Origin of the sequence: Polaromonas hydrogenivorans, from assembly GCF_040105105.1 — a bacterium.
Taxonomy (GTDB): Bacteria; Pseudomonadota; Gammaproteobacteria; order Burkholderiales; family Burkholderiaceae_C; genus Polaromonas; species Polaromonas hydrogenivorans.
The window spans coordinates 3078299-3096900 of record NZ_CP157675.1 but is presented as its reverse complement, the minus strand read 5'-3'; the positions used below and the strand labels follow the sequence as shown (position 1 = coordinate 3096900).

Below are 18602 nucleotides of genomic sequence, written 5' to 3'. Positions count from 1 at the left end.
GGTTTTTGCCGGGCCCCCGCCGCCTTTGATAACTGTATGTTTGTACAGGTAGTTGGCGGGTCCGGACTACAATTCAAACAACACTTGAACTGCCATGGCTGAAAAAAACATCACTGCTTCCCCCGCTTATTCCGAAAGCTCGATCCGCGTTTTGAAGGGCCTGGAGCCCGTCAAGCAACGTCCGGGCATGTACACCCGCACCGACAATCCGCTGCACATCATCCAGGAAGTGCTCGATAACTCGGCCGACGAGGCGCTCGCCGGGCACGGCAAAAAGATCAAGGTCACGCTGCACATCGACGGCTCGGTGACGATTGAAGACGACGGGCGCGGCATTCCGTTTGGCCTGCACCCGGAAGAAAAAGCGCCGGTGGTCGAGTTGGTGTTCACCCGGCTGCATGCTGGCGGCAAGTTCGACAAGGGCAAGGGCGGCGCCTACAGTTTTTCGGGCGGCCTGCACGGCGTCGGCGTCAGCGTGACCAACGCGCTGTCCACCCGGCTTGAAGTCACTTCCTACCGCGAAGGCAAGGTCGCCAGCCTGGTTTTTTCCGGCGGCGATGTGATCGAGCCGCTGGTGCTGCGCCAGAACGGCAATGGCGACCGCAAATCCGGCACCACGGTGCGCGCCTGGCCGGACGCCAAATATTTTGAATCACCGGCGCTGCCGATGGCCGAGCTGACGCACCTGCTGCGCAGCAAGGCGGTGCTGATGCCCGGCGTGACCGTGACGCTGACGAATGAAAAAACCAAGGAAGTCCAGACCTGGGTCTTCAAGGGCGGCCTGCGCGACTACCTGATGCAGACGCTCACCGCCGACCCGGTGATCCCGATGTTTGAAGAGGAAGGCTTTGCCGATGCCGCGCATGAAACCTTCGCCGAAGGCGAGGGCGCCAGCTGGTGCGTCGCCTTCACCGAAGACGGCCAGCCGGTGCGCGAGAGCTACGTCAACCTGATCCCGACCAGCGCCGGCGGCACGCATGAAAGCGGGCTGCGCGACGGCCTGTTCACGGCGGTGAAAAGCTTTATCGAACTGCATTCGCTGCTGCCCAAGGGCGTCAAGCTGCTGCCCGAGGACGTGTTTGCCCGCGCCAGCTATGTGCTGAGCGCCAAGGTGCTGGACCCGCAGTTCCAGGGCCAGATCAAGGAGCGGCTCAATTCGCGCGATGCGGTGCGGCTGGTTTCCAGCTTCGTGCGCCCGGCGCTCGAACTCTGGCTGAACCAGCATGTCGATTACGGAAAAAAGCTGGCCGAACTGGCCATCAAGGCCGCGCAAAGCCGCCAGAAGGCCGGCCAGAAGGTCGAAAAGCGCAAGGGCTCGGGCGTGGCGGTGCTGCCCGGCAAGCTGACCGATTGCGAAAGCAAGGACCTGGCGAACAACGAAGTGTTTCTGGTCGAGGGCGACTCGGCCGGCGGCAGTGCCAAGATGGGCCGCGACAAGGAAAATCAGGCCGTGCTGCCGCTGCGCGGCAAGGTGCTCAACACATGGGAAGTGGACCGCGACCGGCTGTTCGCCAACACCGAAATCCACGATATTTCGGTCGCCATCGGCGTCGATCCGCACGGCCCGAACGACACGCCGGACCTGAGCGGACTGCGCTACGGCAAGGTCTGCATCCTGTCCGACGCGGACGTGGACGGCTCGCACATCCAGGTGCTGCTGCTGACGCTGTTTTTCCGGCATTTCCCCAAGCTGATTGAAACCGGCCATGTGTATGTGGCGCGTCCGCCGCTGTACCGCGTCGATGCGCCGGCGCGCGGCAAGAAGCCGGCGTCCAAGGTCTATGCGCTCGACGAAGGCGAATTGACCGCCATCCTGGACAAACTGCGCAAGGACGGCGTGCGCGAAAACGCCTGGAGCATCAGCCGCTTCAAGGGCCTGGGCGAAATGAGCGCGGAACAATTGTGGGACACGACACTCAATCCGGACACGCGCCGCCTGATGCCGATTCAGTTGGGCAACCAGGATTTCGGGCAGACCGAAAGCCTGATCACCAAGCTGATGGGCAAGGGCGAGGCGGCGGCGCGGCGTGAACTGATGGAGCTGCACGGCGACGCGGTGGAAATTGACATTTAAGGAAGACCGAATGCGCTTGAAGCTGTTTTCGTTGCTGAACCTGCCGCTGCTGGCCATGCTGCTGACGGCCCTGCATGCCAGCCCGGCGCGGGCTGATATCTGGGCATATATCGATGGCCAGGGCGTCACGCACTTTTCATCGCTGCAACTGGACGAGCGCTACGAGCTTTTTTCCCGGGGCGGCGAAAGCTTCACTACCGGAAAAACCGCAGGCAGTCAGGCCCAAGGCCTTGCCGCGACGCCGCCCAGGCTGCGGGCGTATTTCGAGCTGTCTCCCGGCTACAAGGCGGTCAGGCATCTGCTGCGCGAAGCCTCGGACAAGCACGGCATTGATTACGAATTGCTGCAGGCGCTGATTGCCACCGAGTCCGGCTTCAACGCCCAGGCGGTTTCCCCCAAGGGCGCGGTCGGCCTGATGCAGTTGATTCCGCCGACCGCAGCGCGCTACGGCGTGAAATCCGACAAAACCGCCCAGGCCGAGCAAAAGCTGACCGATCCCAGAACCAACATCCGGGCAGGTTCCAGTTACCTGAACTACCTGATCAAACTCTTCCCGGGCGAGATCGAGCTGGCCATCGCGGCCTACAACGCGGGCGAAGGCGCGGTCCAGCGGGCGGGCAACCGGATACCGAATTACCCGGAAACGAAAAATTACGTCAAAACCGTGATGCAGCTCTACAACCAGCTCAAGCCGGCCGGCACGGGACGCGGTACTTCAGTCAGTTCAGTCAACTCAGGCCGGGTGCGCATGGAAATGATGGGCGGCGCCAGCGGCCGGGCCAACTTGCCTGGGGCCCTGGCCGCGTCGGCGTCCTTTGCATTGCCGGAGGCCGCCGCCCGGCTGGATTGAGCGGCATTCCGGGTATTTATACGGATTCCCCGGTTTTCTCCTACGCCACAATTCCCGCAGACTGCAGACGCAGCTTTTTTTCGATAACCATGGCGGCCAGCCCCCACCTTGCGCGCAGGCCCGCCTCACCAATTCGAGCACTCACGATGGACCTATTCACACCCGCTGTCGAAGCCGACATTCCGGAACCCGCCGACCAGGACTCGCTGGCGGCCTATGCCCAGCGCGCCTACCTGGAATACGCGCTGAGCGTCGTCAAGGGCCGGGCGCTGCCCGATGTCTGCGACGGCCAGAAGCCCGTGCAGCGGCGCATCCTCTACAGCATGGCGCGCATGGGGCTGGCCTTTGGCGGCCCGAACGGCGCGACCGGCGCCCGGCCGGTCAAATGCGCCCGCGTGGTCGGCGATGTGCTCGGCCGCTTTCACCCGCACGGCGACCAGGCTGCGTATGACGCGCTGGTGCGCATGGCGCAGGACTTCTCGCAACGCTACCCGTTGATCGACGGCCAGGGCAATTTCGGCTCCCGGGACGGCGACGGCGCCGCCGCCATGCGCTACACCGAGGCCCGGCTGGCGCGCATCACCACGCTGCTGATGGACGAGATCGACGAAGGCACGGTCGATTTCATCCCGAATTACGATGGCTCGACCGAGGAGCCGCGCCAGTTGCCGGCGCGCCTGCCGTTCACGCTGCTCAACGGCGCCAGCGGCATTGCCGTCGGGCTGGCGACCGAAATCCCCAGCCACAACCTGCGCGAAGTGGCCGATGCCTGCGTGGCGCTCATCAAAAGCCCCAAGCTCACCGACGACGAGCTGTACCTGCTCATCGCCGGCCCCGACTACCCGGGCGGTGGCCAGATCATCTCCAGCGGCGCCGAGATTGCCGCCGCCTACCGCACCGGACGCGGCTCGCTGAAAGTGCGCGCGCGCTGGAAGATTGAAGAACTGGCGCGCGGCCAGTGGCAGCTGGTGGTGCAGGAACTGCCGCCCGGCGTCAGCACCCAGCGCGTGCTTGAGGAAATCGAGGAAATCACCAACCCCAAGATCAAGCTCGGCAAGAAAGCGCTCAGCCTGGACCAGGTCCAGCTCAAGCAGTCCATGCTGGCGGTGCTAGACGTGGTGCGCGACGAATCGAGCAAGGACGCCGCCGTGCGCCTGGTGTTCGAGCCCAAGACCAGCCGGACCGCCCAGGCCGAACTCATCAACACGCTGCTGTCGCACACCAGCCTGGAAAGCTCCTCGCCGATCAACATGACCATGATCGGGCTCGACGGCCGGCCGACGCAAAAGTCATTGCGGCAGATGCTGAACGAATGGATCGCCTTTCGCCAGACGACGATTGAAAAGCGTTCGCAGCACCGGCTCGACAAGGTGCTGGCGCGCATCCACATCCTCGAAGGGCGGCAATTGGTGCTGCTCAACATCGACGAGGTGATCGCCATCATCCGCCAGTCCGATGAGCCGAAATCGGCGCTGATCGAGCGCTTCCGCCTGAGCGACCGGCAGGCCGAGGACATCCTGGAAATCCGCCTGCGCCAGCTGGCCCGGCTGGAAGCCATCAAGATCGAGCAGGAGCTGAAAAGCCTGCGCGAGGAGCAGGGCAGGTTAGAGGACATCCTGGGCAACCCGACGGCGCTGCGCCGGCTGATGATCAAGGAAATCGAGGCCGACGCCAAGGTCTTCGCCGACCCGCGCCGCACCCTGATCCAGGCCGAGAAAAAATCGGTGCTCGAAGTCAAGGTGCTCGACGAGCCGGTCACGGTCGTGGTCAGCAGCAAGGGCTGGGTGCGCGCACGCGGCGGCCACGGCCACGCACCGGCCAGCTTTGCCTTCAAGGCCGGCGACGCGCTGTACGGCACGTTTGAATGCCGCACCGTCGATACGCTGCTGGCCTTTGGCAGCAACGGCCGGCTGTACTCGGTGCCGGTGGCCATGCTGCCCGGCGCACGCGGCGACGGCCAGCCGGTCACGACGCTGATCGACCTGGAATCGGGAACGCAGCTGCTGCACTACTTTGCCGGACCTGCCTCTGCCATGCTGCTGCTGTCGAGTTCGGGTGGTTATGGTTTCCTGGCGACGGTGGAAAACATGATTTCGCGCAACCGCAGCGGCAAGTCCTTCATCACGCTGGCCGAGGGCGAAACCCTCTGCCGTCCTTCCCACGTCAGCGGCGCCTCGGGCAGCCAGCCGGTGCCGCCTGCCACGCATGTGGCCTGCGCCTCGACCGGCCAGCGCATCCTGACCTTCGACATCGGCGAGATCAAGCAGATGGAAAAGGGCGGGCGTGGCCTGATGCTGATCGACCTGGAAGACAAGGACGCGCTGGCCGGCGCGGCCGCCTACACCCGCAGCGTGCGCATCGAAGGCATCGGGCGCGGCGCCAAGCCGCGCGAGGAAACGCTGGAAATCCGCAGTTTGAACAACGCGCGCACCGTGCGCGCCCGCAAGGGCAAGTCGGCCGATCTGGGCTTCAAGCCGACCGGAATTGTCCGGGTTGAGTGATGAAATAGGCTGTTTGCGCAATACGGGCGAGCACTGGCAGCTATTTATTTAATAGCGGCTGGTGTGTCAGTCGCTCCAGTGCCGTCATCCATTCCTGCAAGATCGACGCAAGCCTTCAATGCCCGCTGTGCACCAGCGCAAAAAGGCTCTCGCGCGGCTGCCAGCGCTGGCCTTGCAGGTGCCAGTATTTCTGGCCGCAGGCAGTTTCAAAAAATGCGCGCCGCCTCTGCAGCCGGCCCGCTCCGACGACGCTCTTCAGCACCACGTAGCGGATTTCGCCGGTCGGCCCGAGGATCACCGTCGAGCCGCCGTAGTAGGTGAAGGCCGGCCCCTCGGCCGAGGCGCGCACATGGCGTTCCTGCGTGATCTCGGCAACCAGGTCGAAGACGATCTGCCCGTTCGGGCCGGCGCGCCTGGCGGTGCGTATCGACTCGACGCAGGGCAGGCTCACGGTGTCGCCGTCCAGGCGCGGGTCGCCGTTGGCCACCAGCCCGAATTCTTCGAGTCGGCCCGGGCGTGTGACGTAGTGGCCGAACATGCAGGCCTGCCGGTGCCGCTCGTCCAGGTCGGCCGCGTTGGCCGGATCGCCGCGAAAGCGCAGCGTCCCGAAGTCGAGTCCCGGCACCTCGGGCAGGTCCATCCGGGGCCGGTGCCAGAGCAGCGCGTCCTGCGACAGGTGATTCGCCGTGCGCGGATAGATGTCGCGCCGCCAGAAGGCGTCGATCAGCGCGCCCCGGTAGTCCCAGGGGTCGTCGGGCACCAGGTCGTAGTCGGCGGTGATCAGGGCGCGCAGGTAGTCGCCGAAGGTCATGCCGACCGGCGGGCAGTAGTCGATGGCGCGGATGCAGATGCCCAGGAACTGGCTGGCCAGCTTGCTGGCGCGCTCGGCCAGGATGGTCTGCAGGTCGTGCGAGAGTTCGCCCGCCGGCAACAGGCCGCTGCCGCCGGTGGCCAGGCGCACGAAGCGCTCGGTGCGGCGCCGGTACACCTGCACGAAGGCATCGAACACGGCGCTCACCAGCACCGAGCCGAGCTGGTGCGCCTCCAGGCCGGGCTGGTAGCGCCTCGGGTTGCCGGTGTCTTTTTCGACCGCGCTGCGCAGCGGGCCGTTCTGGCCGGTGGTGTGCCCGAACTCGCCGGCCAGCTCGGTCAGGAGGTCGGCATGCTGCAAGGCACCCTTGCAGCGCCGGATCGCGGTCAGCACCACTTCGGTGTAGCTGAAATGCTGGAAGATGGCGACCAGGTCGGCAAAGGCTTCATGAAACGCCACCACGTCGGCGTTGGTCGGCACGATGAAATGCGCGCGCAGCCCGTCGAGCAGCGCATGCGTCACCTCGTGAACCACGATGTCGTGCGACAGGCAGGTGAAGACATAGCCGCCCGGCATGGTGCGTGTGGTCGGCTTTTCGCTGGCCGGGAAATAGCCGAAACGCAACTCGCCGCTGGTGATGCCGTTTTGATAGTAGGCGTTCTGCTCCTGGCCGTGGTGCGGCCTGAGCACCAGCCGGGCCGGCGTTTTTCCGTCGCCAAAGCCCCAGCCCAGGTTGCGGCCCAGCGCGGTCTTGAAGGTCGAATAGACATTGCTGCACACCGCATAGACCATCTGGTGGTGAAAGCGCGGGTCCGAGGGCGAGGGGTCGTAGCCGCCGGTCATCAGCACCTTGCGATCTTCCAGGTCGGCCGCCCGGTAGCGAACGCCGAGCTGCCCGTCGTTCGGGTCCACCTCGAACAGCGTGCCCACCGGCCCGGGCTGCAGCGGTTCAAAGGGGACATTGAGCGTGGCGACCGAGCCTTCGAGTCGCGACACCGACGGATCGACCGTGTAGATGCGCAGCGGGCGGTACAGCGGGTCGCCCGGCTGGCGCTCATAAGGAGTCACCGGGGGCTGGCGCACGCCCGAGCCGATGCAGTAGTCGGAGCCTTCGCCGGGATGGTGGCGCAGCGCCTGCGAGCCGGCAAGGGCGCTTGCTTCTTCGCGGCTCGCGGCATCGGCGGCGACCGCCTCGGTGGTCGTCGCGGTGGCCAGCGGGGTGTCCGGAGAACCCATCGCTGGTTATCGGGCGGCCAGCGCCTGCACCGCCTTCGTCAGCCCGTTCACGGCCTGCAGCAAGGCGGCGTCACCCGGCGGTCCTGAAGTGGCCGACTCGCTGCTTTTGGGCGCCCGGCTGCCGGCGGCCAGCGGCTGCAGGAGTGCGCCCGCGCGCGCATCGTCGGCGCAATCGAGCATTGGCGCCTGGCGTGCCGCGCCGCCGAACTCGGCCAGCACGCGGCGCAGGAACTCCTCGTTGCTCATGCCCTGGATGCCGGTTGCCAGCACCTTGGTGGCGCGCCGGGTGAAGTCGCCGCTGCCGTCGCTCTCCAGCGCGACCTGGTGGTCCAGGCAGGCCGAGAACTTGACATCGCGCATGCGCTGGGCGCCGCCGCTGCTGACGGCGCGCGATGCGCCGCGCAACTGCTGGCGAAAACGCTTGTGCGCCTCGATGATGGCCGGCGTCAGCTTGACGAAGCGCGCCTTGGTGCCGGACGGCCGTGCCATTTCGCCGGGCGACAGGCCCACGGCAAAGCGGGTGTTGGTTCCGGAATGGCAGCAGTCCATGAAGCAGGTCATGTTGACGCCGTCGGGAATGCGGGCGAACAGCCCGGCGATGTCGTCGTCGATGTAGAGCGCGCCGCTGGCGAAGTCCACCGGGCACAGCGCCTCGTCGATGTTGTCGTCCTCGTCGCCGTTCAGGTCGGGCGCCTGCGTGCCGTGCCCGGCGTACTGGAAAATGATCACGTCGCCGGAGCGGCTTTGATCGACCAACCGGCTCAACTCGCGCTCCAGCGTGGCCCGACTCGCATCGCCATCGAGCAGCAGCCGGGTCTCGAAGCCCAGTCCAGCGAGCGTGCGCCCCCAGTTGCGCGCATCGTTGACGCAGCCGGCAAGCTGGTGCTCGGGCGCCGGGTAGGCGTCGATGCCGACGCACAGCGCCAGGCGCCGGCCGCCGCCATTGCCATTGCCCGCCAGCGGAACGGCAGGCAGCAGCACGGGCGAAGGCGGCATGTAGGGTAGCGCTGGAACCTGCGTTTTGGCGGGTGGCGCCGCGTAGCCGGCGCCTGCCGTGAAGTCGAAGTCGGCAGGCCAGTCAACTTCCTCGATCCAGGGCCGCGATGCGGCGCGCGCGGCCGGATAGGCGGCGATGTCGGCGGCGTCGGGCTTGTCCAGAACCCGGCGCACGACGCTGTTCATGGTGGGCGCATCGTCGTCAAAGCCGCCGTGCGACTGGGACGTGCTGGCCGAGCGGCCGGTGTCGCCCGGCGTGGGCGACCAGACCACGCTCGAAGGCGTTGCCGACGTTGCGGTCAGGCCGAACAGGCGCTTGAGGTCGGCGTCGCCGCGCAGGCTTTCCTCCAGCCCGAGGATGGAGGTTGCGCGCCGGTCTTCCAGGGCGTTGAAGATCAGGTAGAGCAGCGATTTGCGGTAAACGTGCGCGCAGTTGTCCTGGCGCTCGAAATCCCTGCGCATGGTGTACAGGGTCAGGGATTCCACCGCCCGGCCCGGTCCGATGTGCTCCAGCAGGTGCTGCCTGAAGGTATCGACGCGCACCGCCGGCGCCAGGAAATGCGCCGTCCTGAACGCCGGAACGCCCAGCCCGTGCGCCAGCGGCAGGAAGTGGCTGTGAAAAATCGAGCCCGCGCTGTGACCGACCGCATGCAGTTCAACCTGCCCGGCGTGGGCGTCGCAGAACGCCTTCAACTGGCGGGCGACATAGTGCGCGCCGCCGCCGATGTCGCCGCTGCCTGACGGTGGATCAACCGCATGCTCGGCGCTCGACTTCATGCCACCCCAGATGCGCGGCCCCTGCAGGACGCGCGCGCCAATCTCAAGCAGCGGGTCGGTCGTGAAGTCGGCAAGACCCCGCGTCACCGCGCGGCTGCCCTGCTGCGCGCGGCCGAGCAACTGGCCGATGGTCTCGAAAAAGCCGGTTTCCCAGATGAAATAGACCGGATAGACACCGTTGCGGCGCCACCAGTCGATGTGCTTGCTGGCGATCTGCAGCCCGCTGGCTTCGGACACCAGGCCGCCGTGCGCATAAAACAGCAGGCGCAGCTTCTGGCCGGCAGGCAGCTCGCTGACCGCCTGCGGCAAATGCTGCTCGAAGATCGCATCAATGTCTTCAGGGGTCGAGCTGGCTTCGCCCTCGCCCGAAAGGCGGCCTACCTTCAGATTGACCAGGTGCGGCCGCATGGCGTTCAGCGCTGCCGTGCCCAGGCCTGAATCACGGCTTTGCACGGGGGCGGCGGGGCCGGCGCTTGCGGCCGGGGTGTAGCCGGCTTCGCGCTCGTCATGCGACAGCTCGGCGTCGCCGGACTCGCCGGCGTTGTCGGTGATGCGCGACAGCGAGCGGATGGCCTCGGCGATGTTTCTGTCGGTTTCATCGGGAAAAGGCTGCTGCCGGGCGGGCTCGCGCGTGCCCGCCGCCTGCAGCTCCTGCCTGACGAGTTCGACCTCGGCCAGGATGTCTTGGTACACCAGCGCGCTGCCGGGACACGACTTGGGCGACATGGCGTTGTGAAAGCGCAGGCTGCCGGCCGGCAGGTGAAAACGCGACTGCACCAGCGCCACGACCCGCAGCGCGGTTTCCTTTTGCAGGCCGCCGAACGGGTCGCGGCCCTGGTCGAAGTCGCCGATCATCTCGAACATGAAGGGGCCGAAGGCCTTGTTGCCGTTGTGCCCGGCGGCGCTGGCCGGCGGCAGGTTCCAGTTGCGTCCCAGCCAGATCATGCCCTCGGGGTCGATGGTGATGTGCTGGGCGATGTCGCTCCAGCCGTTGACCTGCGTGTGGAAGCGCCACATCGAGACAATCGTGTCGTGGCCGCGAAAGTCGGCATGCCGGGGCCGCCAGGTGTGGTGCATGTGCACCGCGTCGATTTTCCGGGTGAAGGGAAAGTTCTGCAGCAGCTGCTCGAACTGCTCCGGCGAAAGACGCTGGAAAGTGGGTGTCGGCATGGCGCATCCCCGTGTGACGAGTGGGCGCCCACTCTACACCCGCAGGATGAGGTTTCAATGCGGGGCGTTACCCTGTCTGTCCTTGAAAACGCCGCTGGTCTTTGGCGACTGATGCGCGAATCGGACAGCGTTGGCGGCACGACCTCCGCTGGCACCCATCCCGGCCTTCCCCCCATAGGAGGAAGGAGAAAAAACCGGGCTGCATTGGTGGCTTGACAAGTCTTACAAACTTCATGATTTGAAACGCTCGCCCGGCCGTTCCAAATCACAGGGCTGGCAAGCGTCAGTCCACCTCGGCAATCAGCTCGATCTCCACGCAGGCGCCCAGCGGGATCTGCGCCACGCCGAACGCGCTGCGGGCGTGCTTGCCAGCGTCGCCGAACACTTCGCCCAGCAGTTCGCTGCAGCCGTTGGTGACCAGGTGGTGTTCGGTGAAGTCGCCGGTCGAATTGACCAGGCTCATGACTTTCACGATGCGCTTGACCTTGCCCAGATCGCCGGTGGCCGCGTGCAAGGTGCCCATCAGGTCAATCGCGATGAGCCGGGCCGCAGCCTTGCCTTCCGCTGTCGTCACATTCTTGCCGAGCTGGCCGACGATGACCTGGCCGTCCTTCTTGGCCAGGTGGCCGCTCAGGAACACCAGCTTGCCGGTCTGCACAAACGGCAGGTAGGCGGCGGCTGGCGCGGCCACTTCGGGCAGCGTGATGTTCAGGGACTGGAGCTTGGCGTAGATGGGGTGGGCGGGAGTGGTCATGGTGGTCTGTGTGAAGGATAAAAATGAATTAAATATGGCGTTTGCGCAATATCCATATGCATAACATGCTATGAATAAAAGAGCGAATGCCGGTTTCGGGATTTTGCATGGTAACGCACTGCCGGCCCGCGCCGGGGAGGGTTTCAGCTGCCGTTTGAAGTGCCCGCCGGCCGGCCGGATGCCGCGCTGTAAGCTCTGCCATTCGCCCGCTTTGTTGAGCCGGTGCAAGCCTGTCGAACCAGTCAAAAAAAGCCAGGAAAGGCAAACCCGTGGGTTTTTCCGTAGTCGCCCGGCCGGCCGCCAGTCCGGCCAGCCTTGGGCTTGCATTGGCCGGACTCGTCGCCGGCGTGGCCGTGCAGTTGCAGCAGCCTGCGCTGTGGCCATCCGGCGGCTATGCCGCACTGGTGGCGCTGGCGGTTGTCCTGGCCTGCGGCTGGCAGGGCGTCAAGGCCTTGAGGCGTTTCCAACGCCCGGCTTCGGTCAGCGCCCGCCTGATGGTGCTGGTGATGGCCGCTCTGCTGGGCTTTGGCCTGACCGGCTGGCGGGCTGGCGCTTTCCAGGCGACGGCGCTGGATCCGGCGCTGGAAGGGCGCGACATTGCCGTCACGGGAACGGTACTGGCCATGCCGCAGTTCAGCGAAGACGCGCTGCGCTTTCGCCTCGGCATCGAATCGGCGCGGCTTGACGGCCGGGCGGTGGCGCTGCCGCCGCAGATCATGCTGGGCTGGTATTCGGGGTTCATCGGGCGCGAGACGAAAAGCTCGTCGGTTGAAAGCAGCGATGCGTCCGAGTTGGCGCTGGACCTGCAGCGCAAGCCGCAGCCGTTGCGCGCCGGCGAGCGCTGGCAGATGACGGTTCGCCTGAAGGCGCCGCACGGCAACAGCAATCCGCATGGCTTCGACTACGAACTGTGGCTGTGGGAGCAGGGCATCCAGGCGACCGGCTATGTGCGCGCCTCACCGCACGATGCGCCGCCCGCCAGGCTTTCCAGCAGCCCATGGCGCCATGCCGTGGAAGGCGCCCGCCAGTCGGTTCGCGAGGCGATTTATGCGCGCGTGGACGACCGGCAACTGGCCGGGGTGCTGGCCGCGCTGGTGGTCGGCGACCAGAACGCCATCGAGCGCACCGACTGGGATGTGTTTCGCGCGACCGGCGTCGCGCACCTGATGAGCATCTCGGGCCTGCACATCACGATGTTCGCCTGGGTGGCGTCGCTGCTGATCGGCACGCTGTGGCGGCGCTCGGCCCGGTTGACGCCCCGGCTGTGCCTGGCCCTGCCGGCAAGCAGCGCCGGGGCCTTGGGCGGACTGCTGCTGGCGACTTTGTATGCCTTGTTTTCGGGCTGGGGCGTGCCGGCCCAGCGCACCATCCTGATGCTGGCCACGGTGGTGCTGCTGCGGCAAAGCGGCCGGCAATGGCCGTGGCAGCAAGCCTGGCTGCTGGCCATGGCCGTGGTGGCCGTGCTTGACCCGTGGGCCTTGATGCAGGCCGGATTCTGGCTGTCGTTTGTCGCGGTCGGTGTGCTTTTTGCTACGGATTCAGGAGCTGCTGGTGCCCGCCCGGTAAGCGCAGAAGGCCAGTTTGATTCAAAATTTTTGCCCTGGTGGCTGGCCAGGCCGCTGGCCGGCCTGCTGCGTTCGACGCGCGAGCAGTGGGTGGTCACGCTGGCGCTGACGCCGCTGTCGCTGCTGCTGTTCAACCAGGTGTCGCTGGTCGGCCTGCTGGCCAATGCGCTGGCGATTCCCTGGGTCACGCTGCTGGTCACGCCGCTGGCCATGCTGGGCGTCCTGTATGCACCACTGTGGGATGCGGCAGCCTGGGCCGTCGGGCTGCTGACCGGGCTTCTGCAGGGGCTGGCGAGCTGGCCCCTGGCGTCGGTTGATGTCGCTGCTGCACCGTTGTGGTGCGCCGTTGTGGGCGTGCTGGGCGGTGGCCTGCTGGCGCTGCGGCTGCCCTGGCACTGGCGCCTGCTTGGCATTCCGCTGTTGCTGCCGGTGCTGCTGTGGCAGCCTGCACGCGTGGCGCCCGGCCAGTTTGAACTGCTGGCCGCCGACATCGGCCAGGGCAATGCGGTGATCGTGCGCACCGCCAGCCACACCTTGCTGTATGACACCGGCCCGCGTTTTTCGCGCGAAAGCGATGCCGGCAACCGCGTGCTGGTGCCGCTGCTGCGGGCGCTTGGCGAACGCATCGACATCCTGATGCTCAGCCATCGCGACAGCGATCACAGCGGCGGCGCGCCGGCCGTGCTGGCGATGCAGCCGCAGGCCAGTCTGCTCAGTTCGATTGAGGACGGCCATGAGCTGCAGGCCTTGCGCGCGTCAACCCGCTGCACCGCCGGCCAGCGCTGGGCCTGGGACGGCGTGGATTTCGAGGTGCTGCATCCGGCGGCCGCCGACTACGCGCTGCCGAAAAAATCCAATGCCATGAGCTGCGTGCTGCGCATTTCCAATGGCGCCCAGACCGCCCTGCTGGCCGGCGACATTGAAGCGCCGCAGGAACTCAGCCTGGTGTCAAGCAAGCCGGAGCGCCTGAAGGCCGACTTTTTGCTGGTGCCGCACCATGGCAGCAAGACCTCGTCGAGCGCGGTTTTCCTGGACGCGGTGCAGCCGCGACTGGCGCTGGCCCAGGCCGGCTACCGCAACCGCTTCGGCCATCCGGTGGCCGTGGTGGCGGCGCGTTACGACGAGCGCGGCATCCGCCTGGTCCGCTCGCCGCAGTGCGGCGCGGCCACCTGGCAGAGCCTGCGGCCCGCCGAGCTTCGCTGTCAGCGCCAGGACGGCCAGCGTTACTGGCAGTCTTTTTAAGCCTTTAAAAATGCGGCTTCATGCACTTATATGGCGCATAACTTGCTAAGCTATGGTGGAAGTAAATCTACTGATTCCAAACCTAGACGGAAATTTAAGCTTATGAGCCGACCGATGTTTGACGAGATGAATGCCAGCACTGAAAGCGTGCGCAAACACTACCAGGGCTATCAGCGCTGGCTGGCCCAGCAGCCGGCCGATGTGATGCAGGCGCGCCGCGCCGAAGCGGAAATGATCTTTCGCCGGGTGGGTATCACCTTTGCCGTTTATGGCGACAAGGACGAAGACGGCTCGGGCGCCGAGCGGCTGATTCCGTTTGACCTGATTCCCCGCATCATTCCGGCGCACGAATGGGCTTCGATGGAAAAAGGCCTGGTCCAGCGGGTCACCGCGCTGAACCGCTTCATCCACGACGTGTACCACGAGCAGGAGATCATCAAGGCGGGCATCATCCCGTCGGAGCAGATCTTCCAGAACGCGCAGTTCCGTCCCGAGATGATCGGCGTGAAAGTGCCGGGAAACATTTATTCGCACATCAGCGGCATCGACATCGTGCGCGCGCCCAACGCGCAGGGGGAGGGCGAGTACTACGTGCTCGAAGACAACCTGCGGGTGCCCAGCGGCGTGAGCTACATGCTCGAAGACCGCAAGATGATGATGCGGCTGTTCCCCGAGCTGTTCAGCCAGAACCGCGTCGCCCCGGTGGAGCATTACCCCGACCTGCTGCTGGAGACCCTGCGCGCCATGGCGCCGCCCGCCACCGCCGAGCCCACCGTGGTGGTGCTGACGCCCGGCATGCACAACTCGGCTTATTTCGAGCATGCCTTCCTGGCCCAGCAAATGGGTGTCGAGCTGGTCGAGGGCCTGGACCTGTTCGTCAAGGACAACTTTGTGTACATGCGCACCACGCGCGGCCCCAGGCGCGTCGATGTGATTTACCGCCGCGTCGATGACGATTTCCTCGACCCGCTGGCGTTCCGGCCCAATTCAACCCTCGGCTGCGCCGGCCTGCTCAACGTGTACCGCAGCGGCAACGTGGCCATCTGCAATGCCATCGGCACCGGCGTGGCCGACGACAAGTCGATTTACCCCTACGTGCCGAAGATGATCGAGTTCTACCTCGGCGAAAAGCCGATTCTCAAGAACGTGCCGACCTACATGTGCCGCAACCCCGACGACCTGAAGTACACGCTGGCGAACCTGAAAGACCTGGTCGTCAAGGAAGTCCATGGCGCCGGCGGCTACGGCATGCTGGTCGGGCCGGCCTCGACCAAGGCCGAAATCGAGGACTTCCGCGCCGCGCTGCTGGCCAATCCGTCGGGCTACATCGCCCAGCCCACGCTGAGCCTGTCCACCTGCCCGACCTATGTCGAAAGCGGCGTGGCCCCGCGCCACATCGACCTGCGCCCCTTCGTGCTGAGCGGCAAGGACGTGCAGATGGTGCCCGGCGGCCTGACGCGGGTGGCGCTGAAGGACGGCTCGCTGGTCGTCAATTCGTCGCAGGGCGGCGGCACCAAGGACACCTGGATTCTGGAGTCGGATTCCGCTCCTTCCATCCCCTCGGCGACCCAGTCGCAATCGCAGTCGCAATCCGTAGCCGTAGGAGTCTGAAAATGTTGTCACGCACCGCCGATCACCTGTTCTGGATGTCGCGCTACACCGAGCGCGCCGAAAACACCGCCCGCCTGCTGGATGTGAACTACCAGACCTCGCTGCTGCCGCAATCCACGGCCGACGTGCAGACCGGCTGGCGCGGTTTGCTCAGCATCAGCGAACTCAAGCCCGCCTATGCCGCCAAATACGGCGAAAGCATCACCGCGCAGGATGTCATGGACTTCATGGTGCGGGATGAAAAAAATCCGTCCAGCATCGTTTCCTGCCTGCGCAACGCGCGTGAAAACGCACGCGCCGTGCGCGGCACGCTGACCACCGAGGTCTGGGAAACCCAGAACCAGACCTACCTGGAAGTCATCCGCATGCTGCGCCACGGCGACTTCGAGCGCGACCCGGGCAAGTTCTTCGAATGGGTCAAGTTCCGCTCGCACCTCTCGCGCGGCGTGACCGCCGGCACCATGCTGCAGGACGAAGCCTTTCACTTCCTGCGCCTGGGCACCTTCCTGGAGCGCGCCGACAACACCGCCCGGCTGGTGGACGTGAAGTTCCATGCGATTCAAAGCGACTTCCCGAGCGTTGCCGGCGAGGAGGAGCAGGAGCATGATTTTTATCACTGGAGCGCGATTTTGCGCAGCGTCTCGGCCTTCGAGGTCTATCGCAAGGTGTACCGCGACGTCATCAAGCCCGAGCGGGTGGCCGAGCTGCTGATCCTGCGCCCGGACATGCCGCGCTCGCTGCTGGGCTGCCTCAACGAGGTCATCATGAATCTGTCCATGGTCACCAGCGACCCGCAGAGCGAGACCCAGCGCCGCGCCGGAAAACTGCGCTCCGATCTGCAGTACGCCCGCATCGACGAGATACTGTCGGCCGGCCTGCATGCCTTCCTGATGCAGTTCCTGGACCGCGTCAATGAGCTGGGCGCGCACATCAGCCGGGAGTTCCTGGTTCCGGTCACGCGTTGAAGGCGGCAGTGGCCGGCGCAGCTGTAAAGGCCTTGCGATGAAGCTTCACGTCAAGCACACCACCGACTACCGCTACACCGAGCCCCTGCGCTATGCGCTGCAGACGCTCTGGCTCACGCCGCTGACCGGGCCGGCGCAAACCGTGAATTTCTGGAGCCTGGGCGCGCCCAAAGAGCTGTTTGCCCAGCATGACGCCTTTGGCAACAGCATCCACTCCTATACCTTTGTCGGCGAACTGTCCGACAACGTGCGCTGGAGCCTGGTCAATGCGGCCGGCATTGTGGAAACCCTGGGCGTCGCGGAATTCACCGACGAGGCCAGCCTGCCGCTGCCGCAGCTTTACCTGCGCGCGTCATCGCTGGCCCAGCCGCATCCGCGCCTGGCCGAATTCGGCCGGCGCTTCATCACCACGCAGCCCGGTGAAAAGGCAGATTTGCAAGAGATTTTGGCCCTTAGCGCAGGCGTGGCGGGCGCTGTCAGCTATCTAAAAAATAGCACCAATGTGACCACCACGGCGCTGCAGGCGTTCGAGGCCGGCGCCGGCGTGTGCCAGGACCAGGCGCATGTGATGGTGGCGGTCTGCCGCAGCCTGGGGATTCCGGCGCGCTACGTCAGCGGGTATTTCTACGCCGCCAACGAGCCCGACCTGGCCAGCCACGCCTGGGCCGATGTCTGCCTGGACATGGCCGGGCGGCGCTGGGTCAGCATCGACGTGACGCACAGCTGCCTGATCGACGAGCGCCATGTGCGCCTGGCGATGGGCACCGACTACAACGCCTGCCCGCCCAGCAAGGGCGTGCGGCACGGCGGCGGCGAGGAATCGATGACGGTGAGCATCACCATCGAGCCGGCCTGAGTCCGGGCTTTCGCTGCTTCATCCATCCTAAGCTAAGCCGCCAGATCCACCCGGACCCGGCCGCGCACCTGGCCCGCCAGCAGGCGCGGCGCCAGCGCGGCCACCGCATTCAGCGGGATGGTTTCGGTGTTGGTTTCGAGCACATCGGCGGGCAGCTCGCGCGCCAGCCGCTCCCAGGCCAGCAGGCGCCGGGCCATTGGCGCATAGACGCTGTCAACGCCGGCCAGGGTGATGCCGCGCAGGATGAAGGGCGCCACGCTGGTCGGCAGGTCCATGCCCTGCGCCAGGCCGCAGGCCGCCACCGTGCCGCCGTATTTCAGGCTGGCGCAGACATTGGCCAGGGTGTGGCTGCCCACGCTGTCCACGGCCGCTGCCCAGCGTTCCTTTTGCAGCAGCTTGCCCGGTGCGCTCAAGGTGGCGCGCTCTATCAGTTCGGTGGCGCCGAGCTGCCTCAAATGCCCGGCCTCGCCCATGCGGCCGGTGGAGGCATGCACTTCAAAGCCGAGGCGGGCGAGCAGCGCGATGGCGATGCTGCCCACGCCGCCGTTCGCGCCCGTGACCAGCACCGGACCTGCCGCCGGCGTGACGCCCCGGTCCTGCAAGGCCATGACGCACAGCATCGCCGTGTAGCCCGCCGTGCCGATGGCCATGGCCTGGCGCGCATCCAGGCCTTTTGGTATTGGCACCAGCCAGTCGGCTTTGACCCGCGCCTTTTGCGCCAGGCCGCCCCAGTGGCCTTCGCCGACGCCCCAGCCGTTGAGCAGCACCGCGTCACCCGGCTTGAAGCGCGCATCCAGGCTTTCGGCCACCGTGCCGGCCAGGTCAATGCCCGGCACCATCGGGAACTTGCGCACCACCAGAGAACTGCCGGTGATGGCCAGCGCGTCCTTGTAGTTGACGGTCGAATACGCCACATCGACGAGCACCTCGCCTTTGGGCAACTGCGCCTCGTCAAGCGAAGCCATGTCGGCGAGCGTGGCGCCTTCCGGGGTTTTTGTCAGCAGCAGGGCTTTGAACATGTGATTTCCTTGGTCTTCGTTGTTGAATTCTCGGCTTGATCGCGCAAACATCGTACAGCGCCAGAATCGATGCAATGCCTACTCCTGTTTCTTGTCCTTGCGGCGGGCACATCCGGTTTCACGATGCAACTCGCCGCATAATTCCGCTGTCCTCCACGCCCGTGCGTTGCCCCTG

Annotated in this window: 11 protein-coding genes; 7 read left to right on the top strand and 4 right to left on the bottom strand. The window is 65.8% G+C overall.

The features are described from left to right. The first annotated feature begins 94 nt into the window (after positions 1-94). From ABLV49_RS14850 to parC, 3 genes are all read left to right on the top strand, one after another. Positions 95-2074, top strand: a complete 1980-nt coding sequence (locus tag ABLV49_RS14850) for a DNA topoisomerase IV subunit B (protein ID WP_349277580.1) — start codon at positions 95-97, stop codon at positions 2072-2074. A 10-nt stretch (positions 2075-2084) separates the two neighbouring features. After that, complete coding sequence (locus ABLV49_RS14845) at positions 2085-2924, top strand: lytic transglycosylase domain-containing protein (RefSeq protein WP_349277578.1); 840 nt, start codon at positions 2085-2087, stop codon at positions 2922-2924. Positions 2925-3070: 146 nt separating this feature from the next. After that, positions 3071-5425: a DNA topoisomerase IV subunit A gene (parC, locus tag ABLV49_RS14840; protein WP_349277576.1), complete on the top strand. Its 2355-nt coding sequence runs from the start codon at positions 3071-3073 to the stop codon at positions 5423-5425. A 115-nt stretch (positions 5426-5540) separates the two neighbouring features. Here parC and ABLV49_RS14835 read toward each other — a convergent pair whose 3' ends face one another. From ABLV49_RS14835 to ABLV49_RS14825, 3 genes are all read right to left on the bottom strand, one after another. Further along, a complete protein-coding gene (locus ABLV49_RS14835) occupies positions 5541-7472 on the bottom strand; it encodes a hypothetical protein (protein ID WP_349277574.1) in 1932 nt (643 codons plus the stop codon). Between the two features lie 6 nt (positions 7473-7478). Next, a complete protein-coding gene (locus ABLV49_RS14830) occupies positions 7479-10415 on the bottom strand; it encodes a caspase family protein (protein ID WP_349277572.1) in 2937 nt (978 codons plus the stop codon). A gap of 283 nt (positions 10416-10698) precedes the next feature. Beyond that, a complete protein-coding gene (locus ABLV49_RS14825) occupies positions 10699-11169 on the bottom strand; it encodes a RidA family protein (protein WP_349277570.1) in 471 nt (156 codons plus the stop codon). A gap of 269 nt (positions 11170-11438) precedes the next feature. On the opposite strand from ABLV49_RS14825, the gene ABLV49_RS14820 reads away from it, so the two are divergent. The 4 genes from ABLV49_RS14820 to ABLV49_RS14805 all read left to right on the top strand — a co-directional run bounded on the left by ABLV49_RS14820 (position 11439) and on the right by ABLV49_RS14805 (position 17408). After that, positions 11439-13976, top strand: coding sequence for a DNA internalization-related competence protein ComEC/Rec2 (locus ABLV49_RS14820; RefSeq protein ID WP_349277568.1), 2538 nt, complete (start codon positions 11439-11441; stop codon positions 13974-13976). A gap of 102 nt (positions 13977-14078) precedes the next feature. Further along, the gene (locus tag ABLV49_RS14815; protein ID WP_349277566.1) at positions 14079-15587 is read left to right on the top strand and encodes a circularly permuted type 2 ATP-grasp protein; all 1509 of its coding nucleotides are present in this window, start codon (positions 14079-14081) and stop codon (positions 15585-15587) included. A 2-nt stretch (positions 15588-15589) separates the two neighbouring features. Further along, the gene (locus ABLV49_RS14810) at positions 15590-16552 is read left to right on the top strand and encodes an alpha-E domain-containing protein (RefSeq protein WP_011800615.1); all 963 of its coding nucleotides are present in this window, start codon (positions 15590-15592) and stop codon (positions 16550-16552) included. Between the two features lie 37 nt (positions 16553-16589). Further along, complete coding sequence (locus ABLV49_RS14805) at positions 16590-17408, top strand: transglutaminase family protein (RefSeq protein ID WP_349277563.1); 819 nt, start codon at positions 16590-16592, stop codon at positions 17406-17408. 32 nt (positions 17409-17440) lie between these two features. Here ABLV49_RS14805 and ABLV49_RS14800 read toward each other — a convergent pair whose 3' ends face one another. Continuing rightward, complete coding sequence (locus ABLV49_RS14800) at positions 17441-18427, bottom strand: MDR family oxidoreductase (protein WP_349277561.1); 987 nt, start codon at positions 18425-18427, stop codon at positions 17441-17443. Between the last annotated feature and the right edge of the window lie 175 nt (positions 18428-18602).

Coding starts and splice junctions, on each gene's coding strand:
- ABLV49_RS14835 (WP_349277574.1), bottom strand. CDS start 7,472: ATGGGTTCTCCGGACACCCCGCTGGCCACCGCGACGACCACCGAGGCG.
- ABLV49_RS14815 (WP_349277566.1), top strand. CDS start 14,079: ATGAGCCGACCGATGTTTGACGAGATGAATGCCAGCACTGAAAGCGTG.
- ABLV49_RS14825 (WP_349277570.1), bottom strand. CDS start 11,169: ATGACCACTCCCGCCCACCCCATCTACGCCAAGCTCCAGTCCCTGAAC.
- ABLV49_RS14830 (WP_349277572.1), bottom strand. CDS start 10,415: ATGCCGACACCCACTTTCCAGCGTCTTTCGCCGGAGCAGTTCGAGCAG.
- ABLV49_RS14805 (WP_349277563.1), top strand. CDS start 16,590: ATGAAGCTTCACGTCAAGCACACCACCGACTACCGCTACACCGAGCCC.
- ABLV49_RS14850 (WP_349277580.1), top strand. CDS start 95: ATGGCTGAAAAAAACATCACTGCTTCCCCCGCTTATTCCGAAAGCTCG.
- parC (WP_349277576.1), top strand. CDS start 3,071: ATGGACCTATTCACACCCGCTGTCGAAGCCGACATTCCGGAACCCGCC.
- ABLV49_RS14845 (WP_349277578.1), top strand. CDS start 2,085: ATGCGCTTGAAGCTGTTTTCGTTGCTGAACCTGCCGCTGCTGGCCATG.
- ABLV49_RS14800 (WP_349277561.1), bottom strand. CDS start 18,427: ATGTTCAAAGCCCTGCTGCTGACAAAAACCCCGGAAGGCGCCACGCTC.
- ABLV49_RS14810 (WP_011800615.1), top strand. CDS start 15,590: ATGTTGTCACGCACCGCCGATCACCTGTTCTGGATGTCGCGCTACACC.